The sequence below is a fragment of the Mucilaginibacter sp. SG564 genome (assembly GCF_013149275.1).
Lineage (GTDB): Bacteria > Bacteroidota > Bacteroidia > Sphingobacteriales > Sphingobacteriaceae > Mucilaginibacter.
The window spans coordinates 39,012-57,471 of record NZ_JABGNA010000010.1 but is presented as its reverse complement, the minus strand read 5'-3'; the positions used below and the strand labels follow the sequence as shown (position 1 = coordinate 57,471).

Annotated in this window: 14 protein-coding genes; 7 read left to right on the top strand and 7 right to left on the bottom strand. The window is 43.2% G+C overall.

Annotated features, from left to right (window positions below; translation table 11 throughout):
- Positions 1-210 precede the first annotated feature (210 nt).
- From FHW89_RS21815 to FHW89_RS21795, 5 genes are all read right to left on the bottom strand, one after another.
- A complete protein-coding gene (locus FHW89_RS21815; protein ID WP_172337176.1) occupies positions 211-2,256 on the bottom strand; it encodes a DNRLRE domain-containing protein in 2,046 nt (681 codons plus the stop codon).
- A 363-nt stretch (positions 2,257-2,619) separates the two neighbouring features.
- A complete protein-coding gene (locus FHW89_RS21810) occupies positions 2,620-3,312 on the bottom strand; it encodes a DUF2461 domain-containing protein (RefSeq protein WP_172337175.1) in 693 nt (230 codons plus the stop codon).
- A gap of 123 nt (positions 3,313-3,435) precedes the next feature.
- The gene (locus FHW89_RS21805) at positions 3,436-4,380 is read right to left on the bottom strand and encodes a DUF4397 domain-containing protein (RefSeq protein ID WP_172337174.1); all 945 of its coding nucleotides are present in this window, start codon (positions 4,378-4,380) and stop codon (positions 3,436-3,438) included.
- Positions 4,381-4,390: 10 nt separating this feature from the next.
- The gene (locus FHW89_RS21800; RefSeq protein ID WP_172337173.1) at positions 4,391-5,980 is read right to left on the bottom strand and encodes a SusD/RagB family nutrient-binding outer membrane lipoprotein; all 1,590 of its coding nucleotides are present in this window, start codon (positions 5,978-5,980) and stop codon (positions 4,391-4,393) included.
- A gap of 12 nt (positions 5,981-5,992) precedes the next feature.
- Positions 5,993-9,118 carry a SusC/RagA family TonB-linked outer membrane protein gene (locus FHW89_RS21795; protein WP_172337172.1) on the bottom strand — a complete coding sequence of 1,042 codons (3,126 nt, stop codon included), beginning with the start codon at positions 9,116-9,118 and terminating at the stop codon, positions 5,993-5,995.
- A gap of 259 nt (positions 9,119-9,377) precedes the next feature.
- Here FHW89_RS21795 and FHW89_RS21790 point away from each other — a divergent pair, with 259 nt between their 5' ends.
- Positions 9,378-10,124 carry a DeoR/GlpR family DNA-binding transcription regulator gene (locus FHW89_RS21790; RefSeq protein WP_172337171.1) on the top strand — a complete coding sequence of 249 codons (747 nt, stop codon included), beginning with the start codon at positions 9,378-9,380 and terminating at the stop codon, positions 10,122-10,124.
- A 202-nt stretch (positions 10,125-10,326) separates the two neighbouring features.
- On the opposite strand, the gene FHW89_RS21785 is transcribed toward FHW89_RS21790, so the two are convergent.
- Together FHW89_RS21785 and FHW89_RS21780 are read right to left on the bottom strand one after the other, a co-directional pair.
- A complete protein-coding gene (locus FHW89_RS21785) occupies positions 10,327-11,229 on the bottom strand; it encodes an AraC family transcriptional regulator (protein WP_172337170.1) in 903 nt (300 codons plus the stop codon).
- Positions 11,230-11,369: 140 nt separating this feature from the next.
- Positions 11,370-12,182, bottom strand: coding sequence for an SDR family oxidoreductase (locus FHW89_RS21780; protein ID WP_172337169.1), 813 nt, complete (start codon positions 12,180-12,182; stop codon positions 11,370-11,372).
- 313 nt (positions 12,183-12,495) lie between these two features.
- Here FHW89_RS21780 and FHW89_RS21775 point away from each other — a divergent pair, with 313 nt between their 5' ends.
- The 6 genes from FHW89_RS21775 to FHW89_RS21750 all read left to right on the top strand — a co-directional run bounded on the left by FHW89_RS21775 (position 12,496) and on the right by FHW89_RS21750 (position 18,316).
- The gene (locus FHW89_RS21775; protein ID WP_172337168.1) at positions 12,496-12,678 is read left to right on the top strand and encodes a hypothetical protein; all 183 of its coding nucleotides are present in this window, start codon (positions 12,496-12,498) and stop codon (positions 12,676-12,678) included.
- A 211-nt stretch (positions 12,679-12,889) separates the two neighbouring features.
- On the top strand, positions 12,890-13,435 hold the full coding sequence (locus tag FHW89_RS21770; RefSeq protein WP_172337167.1) for a GNAT family N-acetyltransferase: 546 nt from the start codon (positions 12,890-12,892) through the stop codon (positions 13,433-13,435).
- A 6-nt stretch (positions 13,436-13,441) separates the two neighbouring features.
- The gene (locus FHW89_RS21765; RefSeq protein WP_371742472.1) at positions 13,442-14,620 is read left to right on the top strand and encodes a M20 family metallo-hydrolase; all 1,179 of its coding nucleotides are present in this window, start codon (positions 13,442-13,444) and stop codon (positions 14,618-14,620) included.
- The gene (locus tag FHW89_RS21760; RefSeq protein WP_172337166.1) at positions 14,595-15,935 is read left to right on the top strand and encodes a sigma-54 dependent transcriptional regulator; all 1,341 of its coding nucleotides are present in this window, start codon (positions 14,595-14,597) and stop codon (positions 15,933-15,935) included. Before FHW89_RS21765 ends, FHW89_RS21760 begins: the two co-directional genes overlap by 26 nt.
- Before the next feature lie 228 nt (positions 15,936-16,163).
- The gene (locus FHW89_RS21755; protein ID WP_172337165.1) at positions 16,164-17,564 is read left to right on the top strand and encodes an outer membrane beta-barrel protein; all 1,401 of its coding nucleotides are present in this window, start codon (positions 16,164-16,166) and stop codon (positions 17,562-17,564) included.
- Positions 17,565-17,737: 173 nt separating this feature from the next.
- Complete coding sequence (locus FHW89_RS21750) at positions 17,738-18,316, top strand: hypothetical protein (RefSeq protein ID WP_172337164.1); 579 nt, start codon at positions 17,738-17,740, stop codon at positions 18,314-18,316.
- Positions 18,317-18,460 lie beyond the last annotated feature (144 nt).

The following is an 18,460-nucleotide window of genomic DNA, read 5'->3' as shown; positions in this document are numbered from 1 at the left end:
TTTTTATGTAAATGTTTAATCATGGGTTTTTACCATCAAAAGTGGGTTTACACTGTAAACCCACTTTTGATGGTAAAATAAATTTAATTAATTGAAAGTCAAATAATTAAATAAATGTAAACCGTAAAAAGTGTAAACCATGTAAACCCACTTTTTATGAAAAAAATCCCGGGTAAAAGCCCGGGATTTTTTCTTTGAATGCCTCTTGCATTAATAGGTAACAGTCAAAGTCGGCTGGTTACCAGATGCCTCCCGGCTGTTGAGGGTGATATCATTGGTTGAACTATTGGCCCCATTGTTTTTTAATAAGAACGAGACGATGCGGTCCGGGTTTCCCAATTGCGTGTTGATGGCGTTCTTAACATCCAGGGCATAAGTACCAACACCGGTTACTACTATCTGGCCTATATAAGTAGTGTCTGTTGGGGCATTGTTCCAGTTGATGGATGTTTCGCCCCAGTTTTCGGTTTGGGTAGTATATACCGAAATGGTACGCGTAGGGGCCGTATTGACGCCATTAACATATAAGCTCAATGTAGCCGTCTGCACGCTTGATGCCGATATGGAACTAAGATCAAATTTCTCATAAGCCCTCCGGGCGTAGCCTACCGCGTCTGCTTTAACAACTGTATAAGTTAGCGTACCAAAGTTGGTTGTGGCATAGCTTCCATCACGTACATAGGCATCGGCGGTGGCATTCAGGGTGTTTGTTGTGCCTGTGGATGGGTGCTGATAAAAGCCTATATCCGGCGCTCCTGCAGGTAAAGTAGTACCATAATAATCAATACCGCCATTGCTGCCCATAACTACTCCCATGTTTAAACAAGGCGAAGTTGATTGCAGTTTAAAATTGGTGGTAGCGCCCGAAGCGGCACTCACAAATTTGGGATCTGAATAAACACTACCCGTCATGGTTCCTGTTGCCGGGCCGTTAACCGAAGTCATGGATTGCGGATAAAAACAATTGTTGCGGAAAAGGCAGTTAGCGCTTGTTCCGTTTTGTGAAAACTTGGCTACCGTACCGGTACAATAAACAATGTTGTTGCTGAACTCGGTGGTATTGCTGGTGTTGTTAAAATCGTTATAAAATAGCTGCGCCACATTGCCGGTTATAAAAAATGTGTTGTTGTAAATTTTAATATTGGTATGGCTTCCGGGGTCGTAGAAAAATAATCTAACTCCGTCTCCAATGTCATTTACACTGATATTATAACGTACGGTTACATTACTGATGCCGTGCATAAAGAGCATAAAGCCCCTTTTATTATCGTGTGTATAATTGTATTCAAAAATATCCCCGTTCACACCCAGATCCGCGTCAAAAGGCTCACCATCATTGACACCACCGCCTGTGATTCCTGATATTTCGTTGTAGGCTACTAAGGTGCCCACGCTGTTGGATGTCCACATACCCGCGTAGTTGTAGGTATTGGTATTATAGCATAAATTGCGGCCAATGTTCCTGGTAATAGCCGAATTGGTATTGACCCCGTTTAATACAATGCCATCGCCATAAACATTCTCTATCAAATTACTATCAATCAGGATGTGAGAGCAGGTTCCACCCGTATTCCGGATACCCTCTACAGTTACATCTTTTACGTGGCAGCCTTTGATGAGCACCTCGCTGTTATTCCCGCCAACTATTATTCCTCCGGTTCCTTTGTTAAACAGGGTTGTGTTTGATTCGGTGGTATAAGAATTAACGTCATGCACAAAACAATTCAGAATTTGCACATTGGTAAAAGCGGTGGAAGTTGCGGTTTTGATATGAATGCCATATAACCTGGATGTACCACCTGCAGCCTGCTTGTTGGTAACCTCTAAATTTTTTATTTGCCAGTAAGATTGACCGATCAATTTTACCGCCCCGGTTGTATCTGCCCCCGAACCGTTAATCACAGGTTTGCTACCTGTTCCGTACATATCAATAATAATAGGACTCCCGGTACTGCCAGATCCTTTTGGCAAAAGCTGTCCGCTCCAGGTACCTCCGGCTTTAAACAGGATCTGGTCGCCGGGTAAAAAGGTTTGGGCGTTTACTTTACCGATGCTTTGCCAGGCGGTAGTGGTACTTTGGCCGTTGTTGCTGTCACTACCAGCCGGGTCGACATAATAAGTTGTGCCGACGGAGTGGGTGCCCTTTGCCAGGTTTTTTGAAGCACCTGTATTTACTGGCATTCGGTTGATGGATTTGTTGCAGGATGCAAATAGTGCAATTGCCAGTATAGGCAATAGGGTGAATGTTTTTCTCATTTTGATGGTTTTGGTTAAATAATTGGTTACGGGCAGTTAGGCGCACTGACCATAACAAAGCTCGGCGCTTTGAGAAAAAACAAGGGGTAAAATCCTGAAGTAATAGGGGGAGTATTATAAAGGCGATAAATCCTTGTGAATTATGAATTTAGGAGAGAAGATTAAAAAGGAATATCCATAAGTGAAGGAAGGCTACTCCGTAGGAGTAAAAGCTTTGTAGCAAATGATGGAAAAATATTAGCATGCCGTAGGTATGCTACCCGAGTACAGTACCTACGGCACTGAAATTAAGGTTAGCTTTTTTCTACAAAGCTTGAACCCCGATGGGGGTTACTTAGGCCGAAAGATTATATCTGATTTGAATTACCCAAGCAACGATCCATTCACATCGGTAGAAAGTACCTCGCTCATATAATCCAGAAATGGGCGCATCGCTTTAAACGTGCTGTTTGCCTGGTCAACAAAATGTGGGTCTAAAACCTCGGCATCTGTAAAGCGTTTGATCAGCAGGAATTGTTTGTATCGTAACAGGTCAATAGCCTCATGATCTGCATCAAAACCTTTTGGAGTTGTTTTCAACTGCTCACCTTTCAGGGTTTCAAAGGTTGCAATAAAAGCAGGGTCATTCAATATGGCTCTGAGCGGTGCAGGGTCAAAAGCGATATCTTCTCTGATCAGTTTCAGATCCTGCGGATTGGGCCCAAAGAAGCCACCGCCAACAAAATTATTACCCTGCTCTAAATGAAAATAGTATCCTCCCCGGCGAAATTTGGTGGCACGTTTAAAACTACCCGACCAGTGTATTTTGTAAGGAGTTTTATCGGTGGAAAAGCGGGTATCCCTGTAAATGCGGTAAAGGCTCTTTTTGCCGGAAATGGTTTCTATCACATCATGCGTGTTCATTTGCTGCAATAAGGCCTCGGCAAAAATCTGCAGATGGGCTTGCTCTTTTTCAAAGCCGGCTTTATGCAGGTTGAACCACTCCCGGTTGTTGTTCAGTTTCAACGCGTTTAAAAAATCAAAGCTCGATTGCGGTATCTGCGGTAGTTGTTTCATAGGATATTAAGGCGTCTGAAAATTAAGGAACCAAGTGCAAATATACCAGGCTTAAAAAAAGCCGTGTCATCCCAATAACAAAAAAGCCCCGAAATATCCGGGGCTTTTGATAAACCTGTAAGCTTATTTGGTGGTGAAATAACTGATGCCCGGCGGGTTAAAATATATTTCGGGTAACAGGCTGTTAGGATCAGTTGGTTTGGTTGGCCTGGCAGTGGCTTTTAAAGTAATACCGGTTGTGCCAACCACATAATCTGCATACAAGCCATTAGCCATAATGGTATAGTATCTGCCCGGTGCCATGTTAATGGCTTTGGTAATTGCCCCCACTTTGGTAGTTGAGCCGGCAAGGTACAATTGAAAGGTGTAGCCTGTAGTGCCTATGGCATTAGCATCTATCGGTATAAAATTGGTTAGTGTGTTGGCCGCGATACCGGCAAACGGCGTTAATGTAGTCGCTGCGCTTGCCCCTGAGGCTGTATAAACACCCGTAACATCCAGCGGAGGACTGTTGGGTATAAAGTTACCGAACCTTACGTAGATCTTGGTCATATCGGCTGAAGGGAATTTGTCCTCAACGAACAACGCAGTGGGCTTATCTGGGTACCCTATGGTGAAAAGCGAATAAGTACCTCTTTCAGCAAGCGATTGCGTTACGCTGGCAACCGTAGTATTGGGCGCTGCGGTTTGTGGGCTCACCAGTGTCGGCACTGGGGTTGAAGTTGCAATTTTAATAGTTGCATTGCCGGTAGCCACCAATGCGTAATTAACAGATGTACCACCCGGGTAAAGACTACCGAATTGAACTGCCGTGTTAAAAGCCGATGGATAAGTGATACCCGTGATAACCGAGGTAGGTTTCAAATTATCTGTCAAGCCCACGTTTTGCTGTGGGTTTATCTTTTTGTCGTTCACATACTCGTCAACGGCAGGCAAACCGGGGATGGCTTGCACGTATTTGAGTTGTGCACCCGTTGCCGGTTGGGATATCTGGGTGATGGTATTTTTTTTACAACCTGTTATTATGATCAAAAACAGGCATGTAATGATATAAAAGTTCCTTTTCATAATGTTTTAATTAGGGTAAAATAAACCATGGTTTCTTGGTGTGATAATCGGGGTCAAGGGCACCGAACGTCTTGAGCGCCGGTACATTCCAGATATACTCTGAATTATAACGCGGCCTTACCACGTAAACCTGCTTGCCCGCGTTATCGGGGTAAAGCGTGCCCGGTTTGCTAAAGCCCTGGAAAATATTGGTATCATAATTATAACGGCGCTCATCGGCCCAGGCTTCTAATGCACCCCATACATACAACGAGATAAATTTTTGCTGCATGATATCGGCCAGGGTTAAGGTACCCGCGCTTTGTTTAACGCATGGCCCGCTCATGTAGGCAGCGATGTCGTTAGCGGATATGGCTTGCTTGTTCCCGGTGAGTGAAGTTGCCTGCGGCGGATTACTTACAAAGTCCAGACTGGCCTTTACCCCATTAATATAAGCGGAATACGCACCTGAAAGATCGCCCTTTTTAAATAAAGCTTCAGCTTTGAAAAACTGTACCTCACCATAGGTCATCAAAACACCGCGTGAATTATCATTATAAATGTATCGTTGCGAATTTGGTGCGGCGGTAGGGCTAGCTGTTACGCTGGCATTGGCAAAAAGATTAGGTATTCCTGTATTGGCATCGGTTGCATTAGGGTCGCCATTGGTGCCTATAACGCCGCGGTATACTTTATCCTTGCTTTGCGATATCAGTTGTTTAATACGCGGATCTAAAGTAGTATCCTGGGTTGCGGAGCCAGTAAAAATGCGGCCATCCAGCAGGCGTACAATAAAATCAGATTGCCTGAATGATCCTAAATTGCTCCTTGTTGGCCCCCAAAAATTGGAATCACCAGATTGCGAACCTTTGCACTCCACACTGGCATTGTCTGCATTGCTCACGAACGAACTATCAGCGTATTTTTTTACGTTATCGGCATTAAAGGTGGCTTTATTGCTTTGGTGCAGTGCGTTCTGGGCCAGTATGGCATAAATAAATTTGATCCATTTGTTGCGGTCACCATAGTACATATAATCGCCTTTGGCCAGTATAGGCGATATGGCCTGGTTATCGGTTTTAATGGCCAGGTTCATGTAATTTAAAGCCAGCTGGCAATTCTTCACTACTTCGGCGTAAACAACGGATCCATCATCATAATCAAAGGTAAGGCGTGTAGGGTCGAAAGCTTCTTTTACGATCATGTGGTCATACAAGTCGCCGCCGGTTTGCCATCCCCAGGCACGTAGTGCGTAGCCAACTGCCACATAATCCCATTTCTTTTTAGGGATAGCATCCTGCCATAACAGGGTGATGTTTTGGCCCAGGCTAAAATAAACCGTGCGCCACATCTCGCCGTTGGAGTCAGACGCGGGCAGATAGCCTTCTTCGTCCCAAACATTGTTGGCCGTGGCCGAGCCCCATATCTGGGCATATTGGCCTATGTAGCGGCTATCATACCAAACACCGCGTGCCATACCCGCTTGTATGGGCGGCAACAAGGCCGAAGCATCCGCAGAAACCGGCGCGTTGGGGTTGGTATTTACATCAATATATTTTTTACAACTGCTTGCCGAAAACAGCACAAGCATTGTCAATATGGAATATTTAAAACTTTTCATGTTGTCTTCTTTTTATAACTTCACTCTTAAACCTAAAGAAATTACCCTTGGCGTTGGTACAGTACCGTAATCAAAGCCGGCGGCTCCTGTTCCTAAAGTAGAGGAGTTGGTACCGTTTACGTCAGGGTCGGCCCCGGAATAATTGGTGATCATAAATACATCGGTGGCGGTTACAAACACACTGGCCGATTTAAATACGTTTTGGCGTTTTAATAATGATTGGGGTAATTTGTAGCTTAACGTGATGTCCTTTAATCTTACCCAGTTAATATTGTGTTCAATAAAATCGGCATCAATAGCATTGGCATAATAGTTATTCTGGGTGTTGGGGGTAACCTGGATGTTGTTAGTTGTTGGGTTAGCTGAATTCTCGTTGCCATCTTTTAAAACACCAGGGATAACGATCGGGGTCATCCGGTTCAGAGTACGCACGCTTAAGCCATAGCGGGTCATGAAAAGCTCGTTGCCGTTGAACACATCCCCGCCCTTGCGTATATCAAACAGGAAGTTCAGGTCAAAATCTTTAAATGTAAAATGGTTACCCAGGCCTATGCTAAATTTTGGCTGCCTGTCGCCGGCAACCCCAAAAGTAACGTTGCTGATAGGTAATCCGCTGCTAGGGTCGATCAGGATCTTGCCGGCGTTATTGCGGGCATAACCAAAAGCGGCAATATTGGTGGTGCTGCTGCCGGGGAAAATGCTCGAACGAACGTTAGAGTAGATCCAGGTATCGGAGTTATAATATTCCGGCAGGCCACCCAGGCTAACTACTTTGCCCCGCGCTGCGGTAAAGTTTAATAATATATCCCAGTTAAAGTTTTTCGACTTAACAGGTGCTCCGGTTAAAGATACCTCAAAGCCATGGTTTTTTACCTCACCACCATTGAGGTATTCCAGTACGTATCCCGATGCGTAGCTGATGCGGGGGTTAAAGATCTGGTTGGTGGCCTTTACTTCGTAGTAGCTGATATCGGCGCCTAACCTGCCATTAAAAAACTGAAACTCGGCACCCAGGTCAAGCTCTTTATCGCGCTCGGGTCGGAGGTTGGGGTTATTGCCGGTAACATCGTAGGCAAAACCGCCACCTGTGGTGGTTTGTTGTAACAGGGTCGATCGTATTTTATAAGGAGCGGCAGGGTCTTTACCCACTTCGGCGTAAGATGCCCGTATTTTACCGTATGATAATACAGGGTTATCCTTTAAGCCCGGCAGCTCGGTAAATATAAAACCCAGACCTACCGATGGATAAAAATAATGATCCTGCCTGGTGCCCGATAGTTTGGACGAATACTCTTCACGCGCGGTGGCATTCAGGGTAAGTATCTCCTTATATACTAAACCCAGCCTGGCAATACCCGAAAGGTAGCGCACTTTTTTGATATAGTCTGATGAGCGCTGGGTAGTAGGTGTTGTGTTGTTGATATTGTTAAAATCGGGCTGGATGAATTTTTCGCCATAATAACCATTGATCTCGTCGTTATTGGAAATGGCTTCGGCACCAACGGCCAGCGTGGTTTTAAAATCGCCAAATTGCTTTTTGCCGGTAGCGAAGAACGATCCGTTGATCTGCAGGTTACCATCATTATAATTATCAATGATACCACCTGTTGCGATACCATTGGTAGCTGCAAAGCTGTTCAGTGGCGAATTCTGATAAGATGAACTGTACTGGCTCACAAAATTGTTACCTGCGGTTGATGCATAATCAACACCGGCCAGCGCCCTGAAGTTAAGCCAGGAGGTAGCATCAAATGACAGATCGATGTTGCCAATCATGCGATTGGTTTTATCCCGGCTGATATTATTATGGGCATCCCATAGCGGGTTGTCAAAATCAATACTGGCATCAGAGGTTATATTGGCCGCACTTGCCGGTAGTATCAAACGTCGGGTACCATCGGGGTTCAGGTAATTGCGCACATCATCATTAGTGGGCCAGGCCAGTGCATCAATGTAAGTACCGGAGTTGCCTTTGTTCAACTTGCGGTTATCGATATTAAAATAGTTGAACGAAGCACTGCTGGTTAATTTAGAGGAGATCTTTGAAGTACCTGAAAAACGCAGGGAGATCTTATCGTTATACGCTACGGGGAGCACACCGGTTGTATTGCGGATAGAGGCCGAAAGCCGGTAAGTGGTAATCTCGTTACCACCTTCAAAGGCAAGGTTGTTGATGGTGGTATGGCCGGTTTGCATAACATCTTTCAGGTTATTATAGGTTTGTGTTCCCGGGGCATAGGCAGGGCCAAATAAGGTACGTACCGTACCGCTGCTGCTACCGTTTTGACCTACACCAAAAACAGTTTGAATTTTTGGGAAACGATAAGCTGTGGCAAAGCCAAAGTCGTTATCATAAGTAACCGTACCAGGGCCGGCATGGCCTTTTCGGGTGGTGATCACAATGGCCCCACCCGAAGCTGATGAACCATATACAGCTGCCGCATCCGCACCTTTTAGTACGGTAACGGTTTCAATATCATCGGGGTTGATGTCGGCAATACGGTTGGTGAAATCCTCACGGCGGTTATCGCCGTTGGATGCCAGTGAGCTTTGGTCAACCGCATCGTTACTTACCCGGATACCATCGATCACAAACAGGGGGCTGTTTGAACCGCCAATGGAGTTTAATCCACGTAATACAATGGATGACGATGCACCAGGGTTACCGCCGGTGGGTGTAACTGTAGCCCCAGCCACACGGCCTTGCAGGGCATTGATAAAGTTTTCGCGCTGGGTTTGCTGGATGGCTTCGCCTTTAACGGTTTGCACCGGCGAGGTAGAATAGCGCTTATCGGCCTTTACACCAAAACCTATGGTAATAGGTACTTCCTTTAACATGGTGGCATCTGATTGGAGCGCGATGTTGATTACTGTAGCGGTACCAACGGTTTTTTCCTGGGCTTTCATACCTATAAAAGAAAATACCATGATCTGGCCAGGCGAGGCGTTAATAGAGTAAACACCTTTTGAATCGGACTGGGTACCGGTGTTGGTGCCTTTAATTTTTACGGATACCCCGGGCAGGGGGCTTCCATCATCTGCGGTGGTTATTTTCCCGGTAATGGTTTGCACTTGAGCCATAGTTTGTAAGGCACAACAACATAGTACCAGGAAAAAAAAGAGTAAACTTTTTTTCATACTTAAAATGGGTTAATTATATAGTGTTTGTTAGTTGCAAATTCCCGGGCGAAAACCGTTAAGATCATTTTTGCCGGTACCAGGCGGTAAATCCTGCATAAAACCGCATAGTAATAAAGTATGTGCTAAATATATGTATAATTTATTTTTAATTATGCGCTATTTATCTGATTTTATTTTATAAGTTGCAAATAACCGCATGTTTGGAGCGCTATAAATACCGCCATTTTAGGATTGACGCAAAAAACTACATTTGTATATGCTAAAAAAGGAACGCCACGCATTTATTATCAAACAAATAAACCTGCACAACAAAGTATTGTCGGCCGATCTGGCCACGGCCCTTAACGTATCTGAAGATACCATACGTCGCGATCTGATGGAGCTGGATGATTCCCGGCAGATTGTAAAAGTGCATGGCGGCGCCCTGTCCAAATCATTCCATTACCCTTTTCAACATACCGACATTTATGCGGTTGATGCTAAAAAAGCCATTGCCCGTAAAGCCATAGGCCTTATTAAAAGCGGTATGATGGTGCTGACCGGCGGAGGAACCACCGTACTGGAGATGATGCAGGCTCTGCCCCAAAACCTGGCGGTTACCATATTTACCATTAGTCCGCTGGTGGCCCTGCAATTGGCCGATCATCCTTTGGTTACCGTGATATTGATAGGTGGGGAGTTCTCCAAAGACTCACAGGTTTGCGTAGGTTCACAGGTGGTGAACTATCTGCATGAAATCAAATTTGATATTTGCTTTTTAGGCACCAACGGTATTTCGATAGCCGATGGGGTAACGGACTCCGATCTGAATATCGTACACCTGAAAAAGGCGATGATCAACGCCTCCCATCGCCTGGTGGTTATGTGCATTTCTGAAAAATTAAACTCCGTGCAACGGATGAATGTTTGTCCACTATCTAAAGTTGATTACCTGATCACCGATCTTGATCCGGATAGCGCTGTACTGGATGATTACCGGGAGAAAGGGATACAGCTTTATTGAGAAGGGATTTTATAGCCGAGCGACGGCGGGGTCCACAACAGAGAATTTCACATCTTAACATGGGTTTACATGTAAACCGTGTTTTTGGGGTGTATTTTCATTTAATTAATTGATTATGAGTTAAATAATTTCGCGTAAACCCTGAAAAGTGTAAACCCATGTTAACCCACTTTTTTAATAAAATGGCTCGTCTTGTCAACCACTAATTCATCAACCGGTATTCACTGGGCGATTTACCTGTTTTTGTTTTAAAGATCTTGGTGAAGTGCGATGGATGCTCAAAGCCAAGCCCATAGGCAATTTCGCTGATAGACTGATTGGTGCCCCAGAGCATGGTTTTTGCTTTATCTATCAGTTCCAGGTGAATATGTTCCTGTGTGGTTTTGCCGGTGAATTTGCCCAGCAGATCTGACAGGTAGTTGGGCGACAAATTGAGCCGGGAGGCAAAATAACCCACGTTGGGCAAGCCGGTTTCAATGAGGGTGCTTTGTGCAAAATAATCTTTTAATAGTTTCTCGAACTGTTGCACTACGTCTGAATTAACTTTGGCCCGGGTGTAAAACTGCCGGTCATAAAAGCGGTTGCAGTAATTTAGCAACAACTCGATATTGCTTACGATGAGGCCCTGCGAGTGCTTATCGATATTTTGGGCATACTCTTTTTCAATCTTCGTCACACAATCTTTAATGATCAGTTTCTCCTCCTCCGAGATATGCAGCGCCTCGTTTATCTCGTAATTAAAAAACGAGTATTGATGGATCTTTTTGCCCAGATCAGTGCCATGGATCAGATCGGGGTGTATGAACAGCGCCCAGCCTTCTTCTACAAAAACATCCGGCCCTGGAGCAACCACCTGACCGGGGGCAGTGAACATCAGGGAGCCCTCATTAAAGTCATAATAGCCCCTGCCGTATTTTAATACCCCTTCGAACTTTTTGCAGGATATAGTATAAAATCCGAACCGGTAAAATGCATCTACCTTGGGCCGCCGGGCATAAAAGTCGGCATGATCAATTACACTCACCAGCGGGTGCCTGGGAGGCGTGTAATGCACCATCCGGTGCAGATCACTGATGGATTCCAGTTCAATATATTTCTCGGTCATGATCAGATAAAGTTACTATAAAAAAAGAAAGGCTGTTTAGATTAGGAGAGTAAGGATTTTTGGAGCAAGGAATAAAGTCTTTGTTTGCTTTATCTTTGCTCCTTGTTCCAAAAATCCTGGTTCTAAACAATCAATAATATTTAAATGCCAAGCCTGCCCACTATCATATTTTTGAAATCTATATCTTCCATTTGATGCCTTGCATCAATTATTGGCCCGGCATCATGGCCCACAGGGTAGCGTAATTTCTCGGTGCCATCCGTAGCAGCTTCATAAATAACTTCGGCTACTTCATTGAGGTTTTCAGACATCGGCCATTGTTCTATCGAACTAATAAATCTATCAAACGGTGCCTGGTAATCACCTGATTCACCTACGCCGAAAATGGCCATTGAACGCCCGGCAAACTCGGTTTTGTAGCCACCTGGTTCAACAATTTTTAAATGGATGCCCAGGGGGTTTAATTCGTATTGTATAGACTCTGTTAAACCTTCTAAAGCGAACTTAGTGGCATGGTAAAGAGACGAGAACGGGAAAGTAACCTTGCCCCCAATAGAAGAAACGTTGATGATAATGCCCGATCTTTGTTTGCGCATCAGGGGCAACAAGGCTTTGGTTACATCGATCAATCCAAAGAAATTAACATCGAATTGTTTTTTGATCTCTGCTTCACTGGCGGCCTCCAGTGCGCCAAACGCGCCGTAACCCGCATTGTTCACCAGTACATCAATCCGGCCGAATTTTTCGACGCCGGCGTTTACCGCGCTTTGTATGCTGGCTTTGTCGGTTACATCTAATTGGGTTAACAAAACCTCGTCAAGGGTGGATAGTTCTGTTTCTTTTTCTGGAGAACGCATGGTAGCTATCACGTTCCAGTTGTTTTTATGAAATAATTTAACGGCCTCTTTACCAAATCCGGATGAAGCGCCGGTGATCAATACTGTCTTTTTCATTGCTTTTATATTTAATTGCTGAAGCAAAGTTGGGGCGAAAGCCGTTGGCTGGTTTATACTTTTCAACTGATCACTTATACATTTGGGGGGTGATGAATGAATGCCTTGCAAAAATGACCGTGTGGTATGTAATCGACTAAATTTTATATCATTTTGATAATTCTGCCCTCCCAAAATGATAGTTGAAATTCTTTCCTGTTTTTTACAATATGGTTGTTTTATAGCTCTATTCCATTTTAAGCCTGATCTGTAGCGACAGATATTTTATGGCATGTGATTGGTTTCGGGCTTGCCTGTTTATTAATACAATATCATGACATCAATTTATATTATACTTAAAATGGTGGCTTTATTAGCTGCTATCATTATTCCGTTAGGTGGCCCCAAAAGAAAAAAATCTGCAAGCGCAACAAGCCTAAGCACATTTGCAGTGAACGAAGAAGGTTACCTGGAGCATTACACCATTGATCCTGTTCAGGCCCATCCTGTACAATGATTTTCAAAATCGCTTAAATTGAAAAAAAAGCCTTTCATTTTGATAGGCTTTTTTATTTCCTGGCATGTGCTTATAAAATAAAAACTGCATTTAAATGAGCTAAACCTATAAATAAGCATCAACCCGTACAATGGGCATTCTTTTGGCAATAGGGTATGTACAGTTATAAAAACAATCCATGCTTGTAACTGAAATAAACTAAAAAAGAGAAATGGAAGATGAACGAATTATTATAAGGTCAGCTATTCCGTCTGACGTGGTCTTTGCCGACCAGATAATCCATGAAATGGAAAGTTCCGCAATAGCAAGGGGCTCGGGAATATCCAAAAGATCTGCAGCCTCTGTAATAGAAAAAATTGATGAGGGCAAAGCGATAGTGGCTGTAACAGAAAATGGCGAGTGGGTTGGTTTCTCCTATATAGAAACCTGGGACAATGAAAAATTTGTTTCCAACAGTGGTCTTATCGTATCGCCAAAACACCGTAATCAGGGTGTGGCCTCCCAAATTAAAACACAAATATTTGAATTATCCCGAACCAAATATCCGGCTGCAAAAGTATTCAGCATCACATCAGGTTTGGCCATTATGAAAATGAATTCCAAACTGGGTTTCGAGCCGGTGACCTATAGTGAAGTTGCGCAGGAATCAAAGTTTTGGGATGCTTGTAAAAGCTGTATTAATTACAATGTACTGCAAAGTAAAAACAGGTGCAATTGTTTGTGCACCGCTATGTTGTTTGATCCACAGTTAAACTAATTATTTATGGTTATGATAAAAGATTTGAATGAGCGGACAGATGTTTCTCCATTATGGACAGGCCTGCCTATGAACAACCTGCTTTTTAGTGAGTCGGTAAGTTTACTGCAACAATTAATAAAAACCCCTTCATTTAGTGGCAACGAAGGAGCAGTAGCTGATATTGTACAGCGATATCTGGCTGGTTACTCTATCAAAGTAAAAAGAAAAGGGAATAACCTTTGGTGCTATAATAAATACTATGATAGTACTAAACCCACCATTTTGCTCAATTCTCATTTAGATACAGTTAAGCCCAATGACGGTTATACCAATGATCCCTTTTGCCCGGAAATAACTTCAGGAAAATTATATGGTCTGGGTAGTAATGATGCCGGGGGATGCCTGGTGTCGCTCATAGCTACTTTCCTGCATTTTTATTGTTATCAGGGATTGGGGTTTAACTTATGCCTGGCAACAACTGCCGAGGAAGAAAATTCCGGCCAAAATGGAATCAAATCAATTTTGCCTTTGCTGGGTAAACTGGAGCTGGCCATAGTTGGCGAGCCTACCCTGTTGCAAATGGCTGTTGCCGAAAAAGGAAACCTGGTGCTGGATTGTATCAGCAACGGTCGTTCGGGGCATGCGGCGAGGGAAGAGGGAGATAACGCTATTCACAAATGTTTAAAAGACCTAGACTGGTTCAGAAATTATCAGTTTCCGCAGCAGCTTACAGGCTTGCCGCCGGTAAAAATGACCATCACCATTATCAAATCGGGTCTGCAGCATAATATTGTGCCATCTTTATGTGAATTTACGGTCGACATCCGGAATGATGATACCTATACCCAACAGGAGATTCTGGACACTATCAAAAAGAATGTATCATGCCAGATAATGGTACGTCCGGGATCATTAGGGGCATCTTCGGTTCCCATTGATCATCCTATCGTGAAGGCTGGTATAGCTATAGGATGCAAAACCTACAGTTCGCCTACCACTTCTGATCAGGCCTGGTTAACCATTCCATCGGTAAAAATAGGTCCTGGTGATTCTGCCAGGTCCCATTCTTCGGATGAGTTTATTTATCTGGAAGAGATCAAAAAAGGGATCAACACTTATGTGCGGTTATTGGAAACCCTGCCGCTGATGTTGATCAACAATCCAAACAAGTACAGAAATGAAATCAAACATATTAATAATTGACGACGAGGTTAAGCTCAGCGAATTATTGGCCCGTATACTTACCCTGGAAGGGTATCATGTGGTACAGGCCGCAAATGCCAAAGCAGGCATACGCATTGTTGAGCGTGAGGAAATTATGGTTGTGCTGAGCGATGTGAAGCTGCCCGACGCCAATGGGGTAGATTTGGTCAATAAGATCAAACAGATCAAGCCTTATATAGAAGTGATCAATCTTACAGCCTTTGGATCCATCAGCGATGGAGTTTTAGCCATCAAGAACGGAGCTTTTGATTATCTCACCAAGGGCGATGATAATGATAAGATCATCCCTATGGTAAGTAAAGCTATACAAAAGGCTAATTTACAATATCAGGTAAGTGAACAACAGGATCAGGTGGAGGCCCAGCACGGGTTCCCTATTGTTTTAGGTCGATCGCCCGCCATTTTAGAGGCTGTTGACCTGGCCAGAAAAGTAGCGAGAACGGATGCCACTGTTTTATTGCTTGGTGAAACAGGTACAGGTAAAGAAGTGTTTGCCGAAGCCATACATTACGAAAGCTTAAGAAAGGATAAACCTTTTGTAGCGGTTAACTGCAGTGCTTTTAGTAAAGAATTATTGGAAAGCGAGCTGTTTGGTTATAAGGCCGGGGCTTTTACCGGAGCCGTTAAAGATAAAAAAGGCTTATTTGAAGAAGCCAGTGGTGGAACCATTTTTTTAGATGAATTAGGAGAAATGAGTCATGACTTGCAAGCTAAATTACTGCGCGTACTGGAAAATGGTACTTTTATTAAAATTGGCGAAACCAAAACAACCAAAATAAATGTACGGTTGATAGCAGCTACCAACCGCGATCTGCAAAAGGAATCTGAGGAAGGGCATTTCCGGCTCGATCTGTTTTACCGTTTATCCGGGTTTTCTATTATGTTACCTCCTCTGCGTGAGCGGATAGGAGACATAGAAGTGTTGGCCCGGCATTTTATCAAAGTTTATTCGGGTAAGGTTAAAAAGAAAATGCCGGATGTGGATGCTACTTTTTTTAAGCTACTGAATCAACACAAATGGAATGGGAATATCAGGGAGCTTAAAAATGTGATTGAAAGGGTAATCATCCTGATGGATGAGCCCTTGCTTACCCCTAAACTATTGCCTTATGAGTTTCATAGTGGTAGCTACTATGATCTGGTAGCGCTTGACTTGCACAGCGTAGAGGGGCATCATATCAGGCGTATATTAAAATACACCAAGGGTAATAAAACCGAGGCCGCCCGGATACTTGGTATTGGCCTGGCCACACTGTACCGCAAAATTGAGGAATACCAAATATTCATGAACTAATCAAAATGAGAAAACCGTCTTAATAAAGTGAGACGGTTTTCTTCTAAGAGGCAATACTTAAAAAGTATAATTAAAACTAAGTTACTGATAATCAATTAGTATATATCCGGGGTGCCAATCTGGTATACCTATTGGCTACTAAGCCGCAAATAGCACTAACGTGGTTACGGCAGAATAATAAAACAAAGTTTTGCCCTGCCACAAAAATTAATAATATCCATATTCAAAATGAAAAAACTTTTATTGTCACTTCTTTTAGGCATAGTGTTAACTACTGCCTATTCCCAGGATCATGCAACTCCCTTAAACTTAAAAAAAGATAGTACCACGGTTAAGGATACTGTGAAAACCAAGGCTGAGCCTTTTGCCTTTGGTGATTTTACCTGGCTTAACGGTAACGACCGCAGGCACAAGGCCCTGCTTGATACTAAATACTTTACCGGCCGTTTCTTGCTCGATTTTAATTATACCGCATCAAACAATAACCCCATTGACCATACCGTAGTAGGTTCTACCGCACTGGCGCGTGATCATGAATTTGAAATTTCAACTGTGGCTTTTGGTGGCGACTTTCATTATGATAATATCCGGGCAAGCGTATTGACCCAATTTGGTACACGTGCTACGGTTGTGCCACGTAATGATTTTAGCGTAACACGTGGCCAATTTGACCTTTCAACAGCTTACCGCTATTTGAGTGAGGCCAATGCCGGTTATCATTTTAATGTACTAAATGGTATCAATGTGGACGCAGGTATATTTATGTCTTACATTGGTTTGTTCTCTTATTATAATGCCGAAAACTGGGCTTATCAACCTTCATTTACCTCCGATAATACGCCTTGGTTTTTCAATGGTATAAGGGTTCAGATATTCGTTTCCGATAAATTAAAGATTGAACCTTGGCTGATCAACGGCTGGCAATCATATGGTATGTTTAATAGCAGGCCAGGTATCGGTGGACAGATCTTATGGCGCCCTGTAGAGTGGTTCCAGGCATTGACAAATAACTACTACGGTGCCGATACTCAGGATAAACCGGGCCGTAAGCGCTTCCACACTGACAACAGTATTGAAGTACGGTATTACAAAAATAAGAATACGTTTGTAAATAGTGCCGCATTCTCCATAACAGGTGACCTTGGTGATGAAAAGGGCGATGGCGTTAATGGTTTTAGCTCGGACCCTGTTAAAGGACCGGCCCAATATTTTGCCAGCGGGATGATCTATCATAGGATGGTGATGAACCATGGACATCTTGGCTGGACTATCGGTGGAGGTATTATGAATAACCCTGGTCGTTACTTGGTTTTATATCCTACAGGCGATGCAAATCCAATTCCGGCTGTTAATACTGGTGCCATTGGTACACATCCTTTCACCGCTAATCCGGGAGATAAATTTAAGGCTTACGATTATTCAACAACAGTGGATCTGATGCCAAATGATTACCTGACCTTTAGAATGGAAGTTGTTCACCGCCATGCTAACGTGCCTTACTTTGCTGGCCACGGCGGTGTTACCTCACCTGACGGATATAACACAACTCCTCTGGCTGGTACTGACTTTGTCCCCGATCTGGTAAATTCAGAAACAAGGTTTATTGCCGCTTTATTAGTCCGTTTTTAATGGTTAATTAATCAAAATACAACAGGAAAAATAAAGTCAGTCAAAACACCGCTAAGCCTGCAATAATTTACACTCAAGAGTCGGGGTAAATTTAGTAAGGCTGAAGCCGGGGATTACAGCCCGGCTTCTTAAAGAAATACTATTAGTTTATAGTATCATTAAATAATAAAAAAATGAAAACATCAATCAAAGTGCTCGTCGTAGGGGTGATGATCTGTATACAGGGTATACGGTCACAAGCACAAGGTACAAAAAGTACCACCGGTATATATCTTAACGAACAGGATTACAAAGCAGGTAGGTTAAGTTACGCTCTTGATAAAAACGACAAACTCCAACTAAACGAGTTTTTAAATGGAAGATATGTATCGCTGATCTATCAGGGCAAAAAAATGAAGCTATCCAAAAGTGAAATATTTGGTTACCGTCAAAATAGTCAGGATTTTAGGTTTTATCAGAACGGAACTTATAAAATACTGGATACAGCCGGTTTCATGCTTTATAGCCGCCAGCAACTGACTCAACAAGGTAAAGGGTATGCCCCCGTTGAACGCTATTTTTATAGTGTGAGAACTGCAAATCCGGTATTAAATTTAACAATTGAAAATATTGATAAAAGCTTTCCTTCCCGGGTAGAGTTTCGTTATAGTGTTCAAAATTATTTCCGCGGGGATGCTGATCTCATGGCGTTTGATAAAGCTGATAATCAATACGAGATCAAATATCTGTTCTTTGCACATAAGCATTCCTAATAACCAATAAATTGTTCTTTAATTAACTATTGGCACCTATAATGAAAAAGGCCCGGTTTGTACCGGGCTTTTAACTTATAAAGTTACTCCATTACTTGTGATGGCCGATTTATGGTAAATGATCATCATTAGTAAATGAGAAAT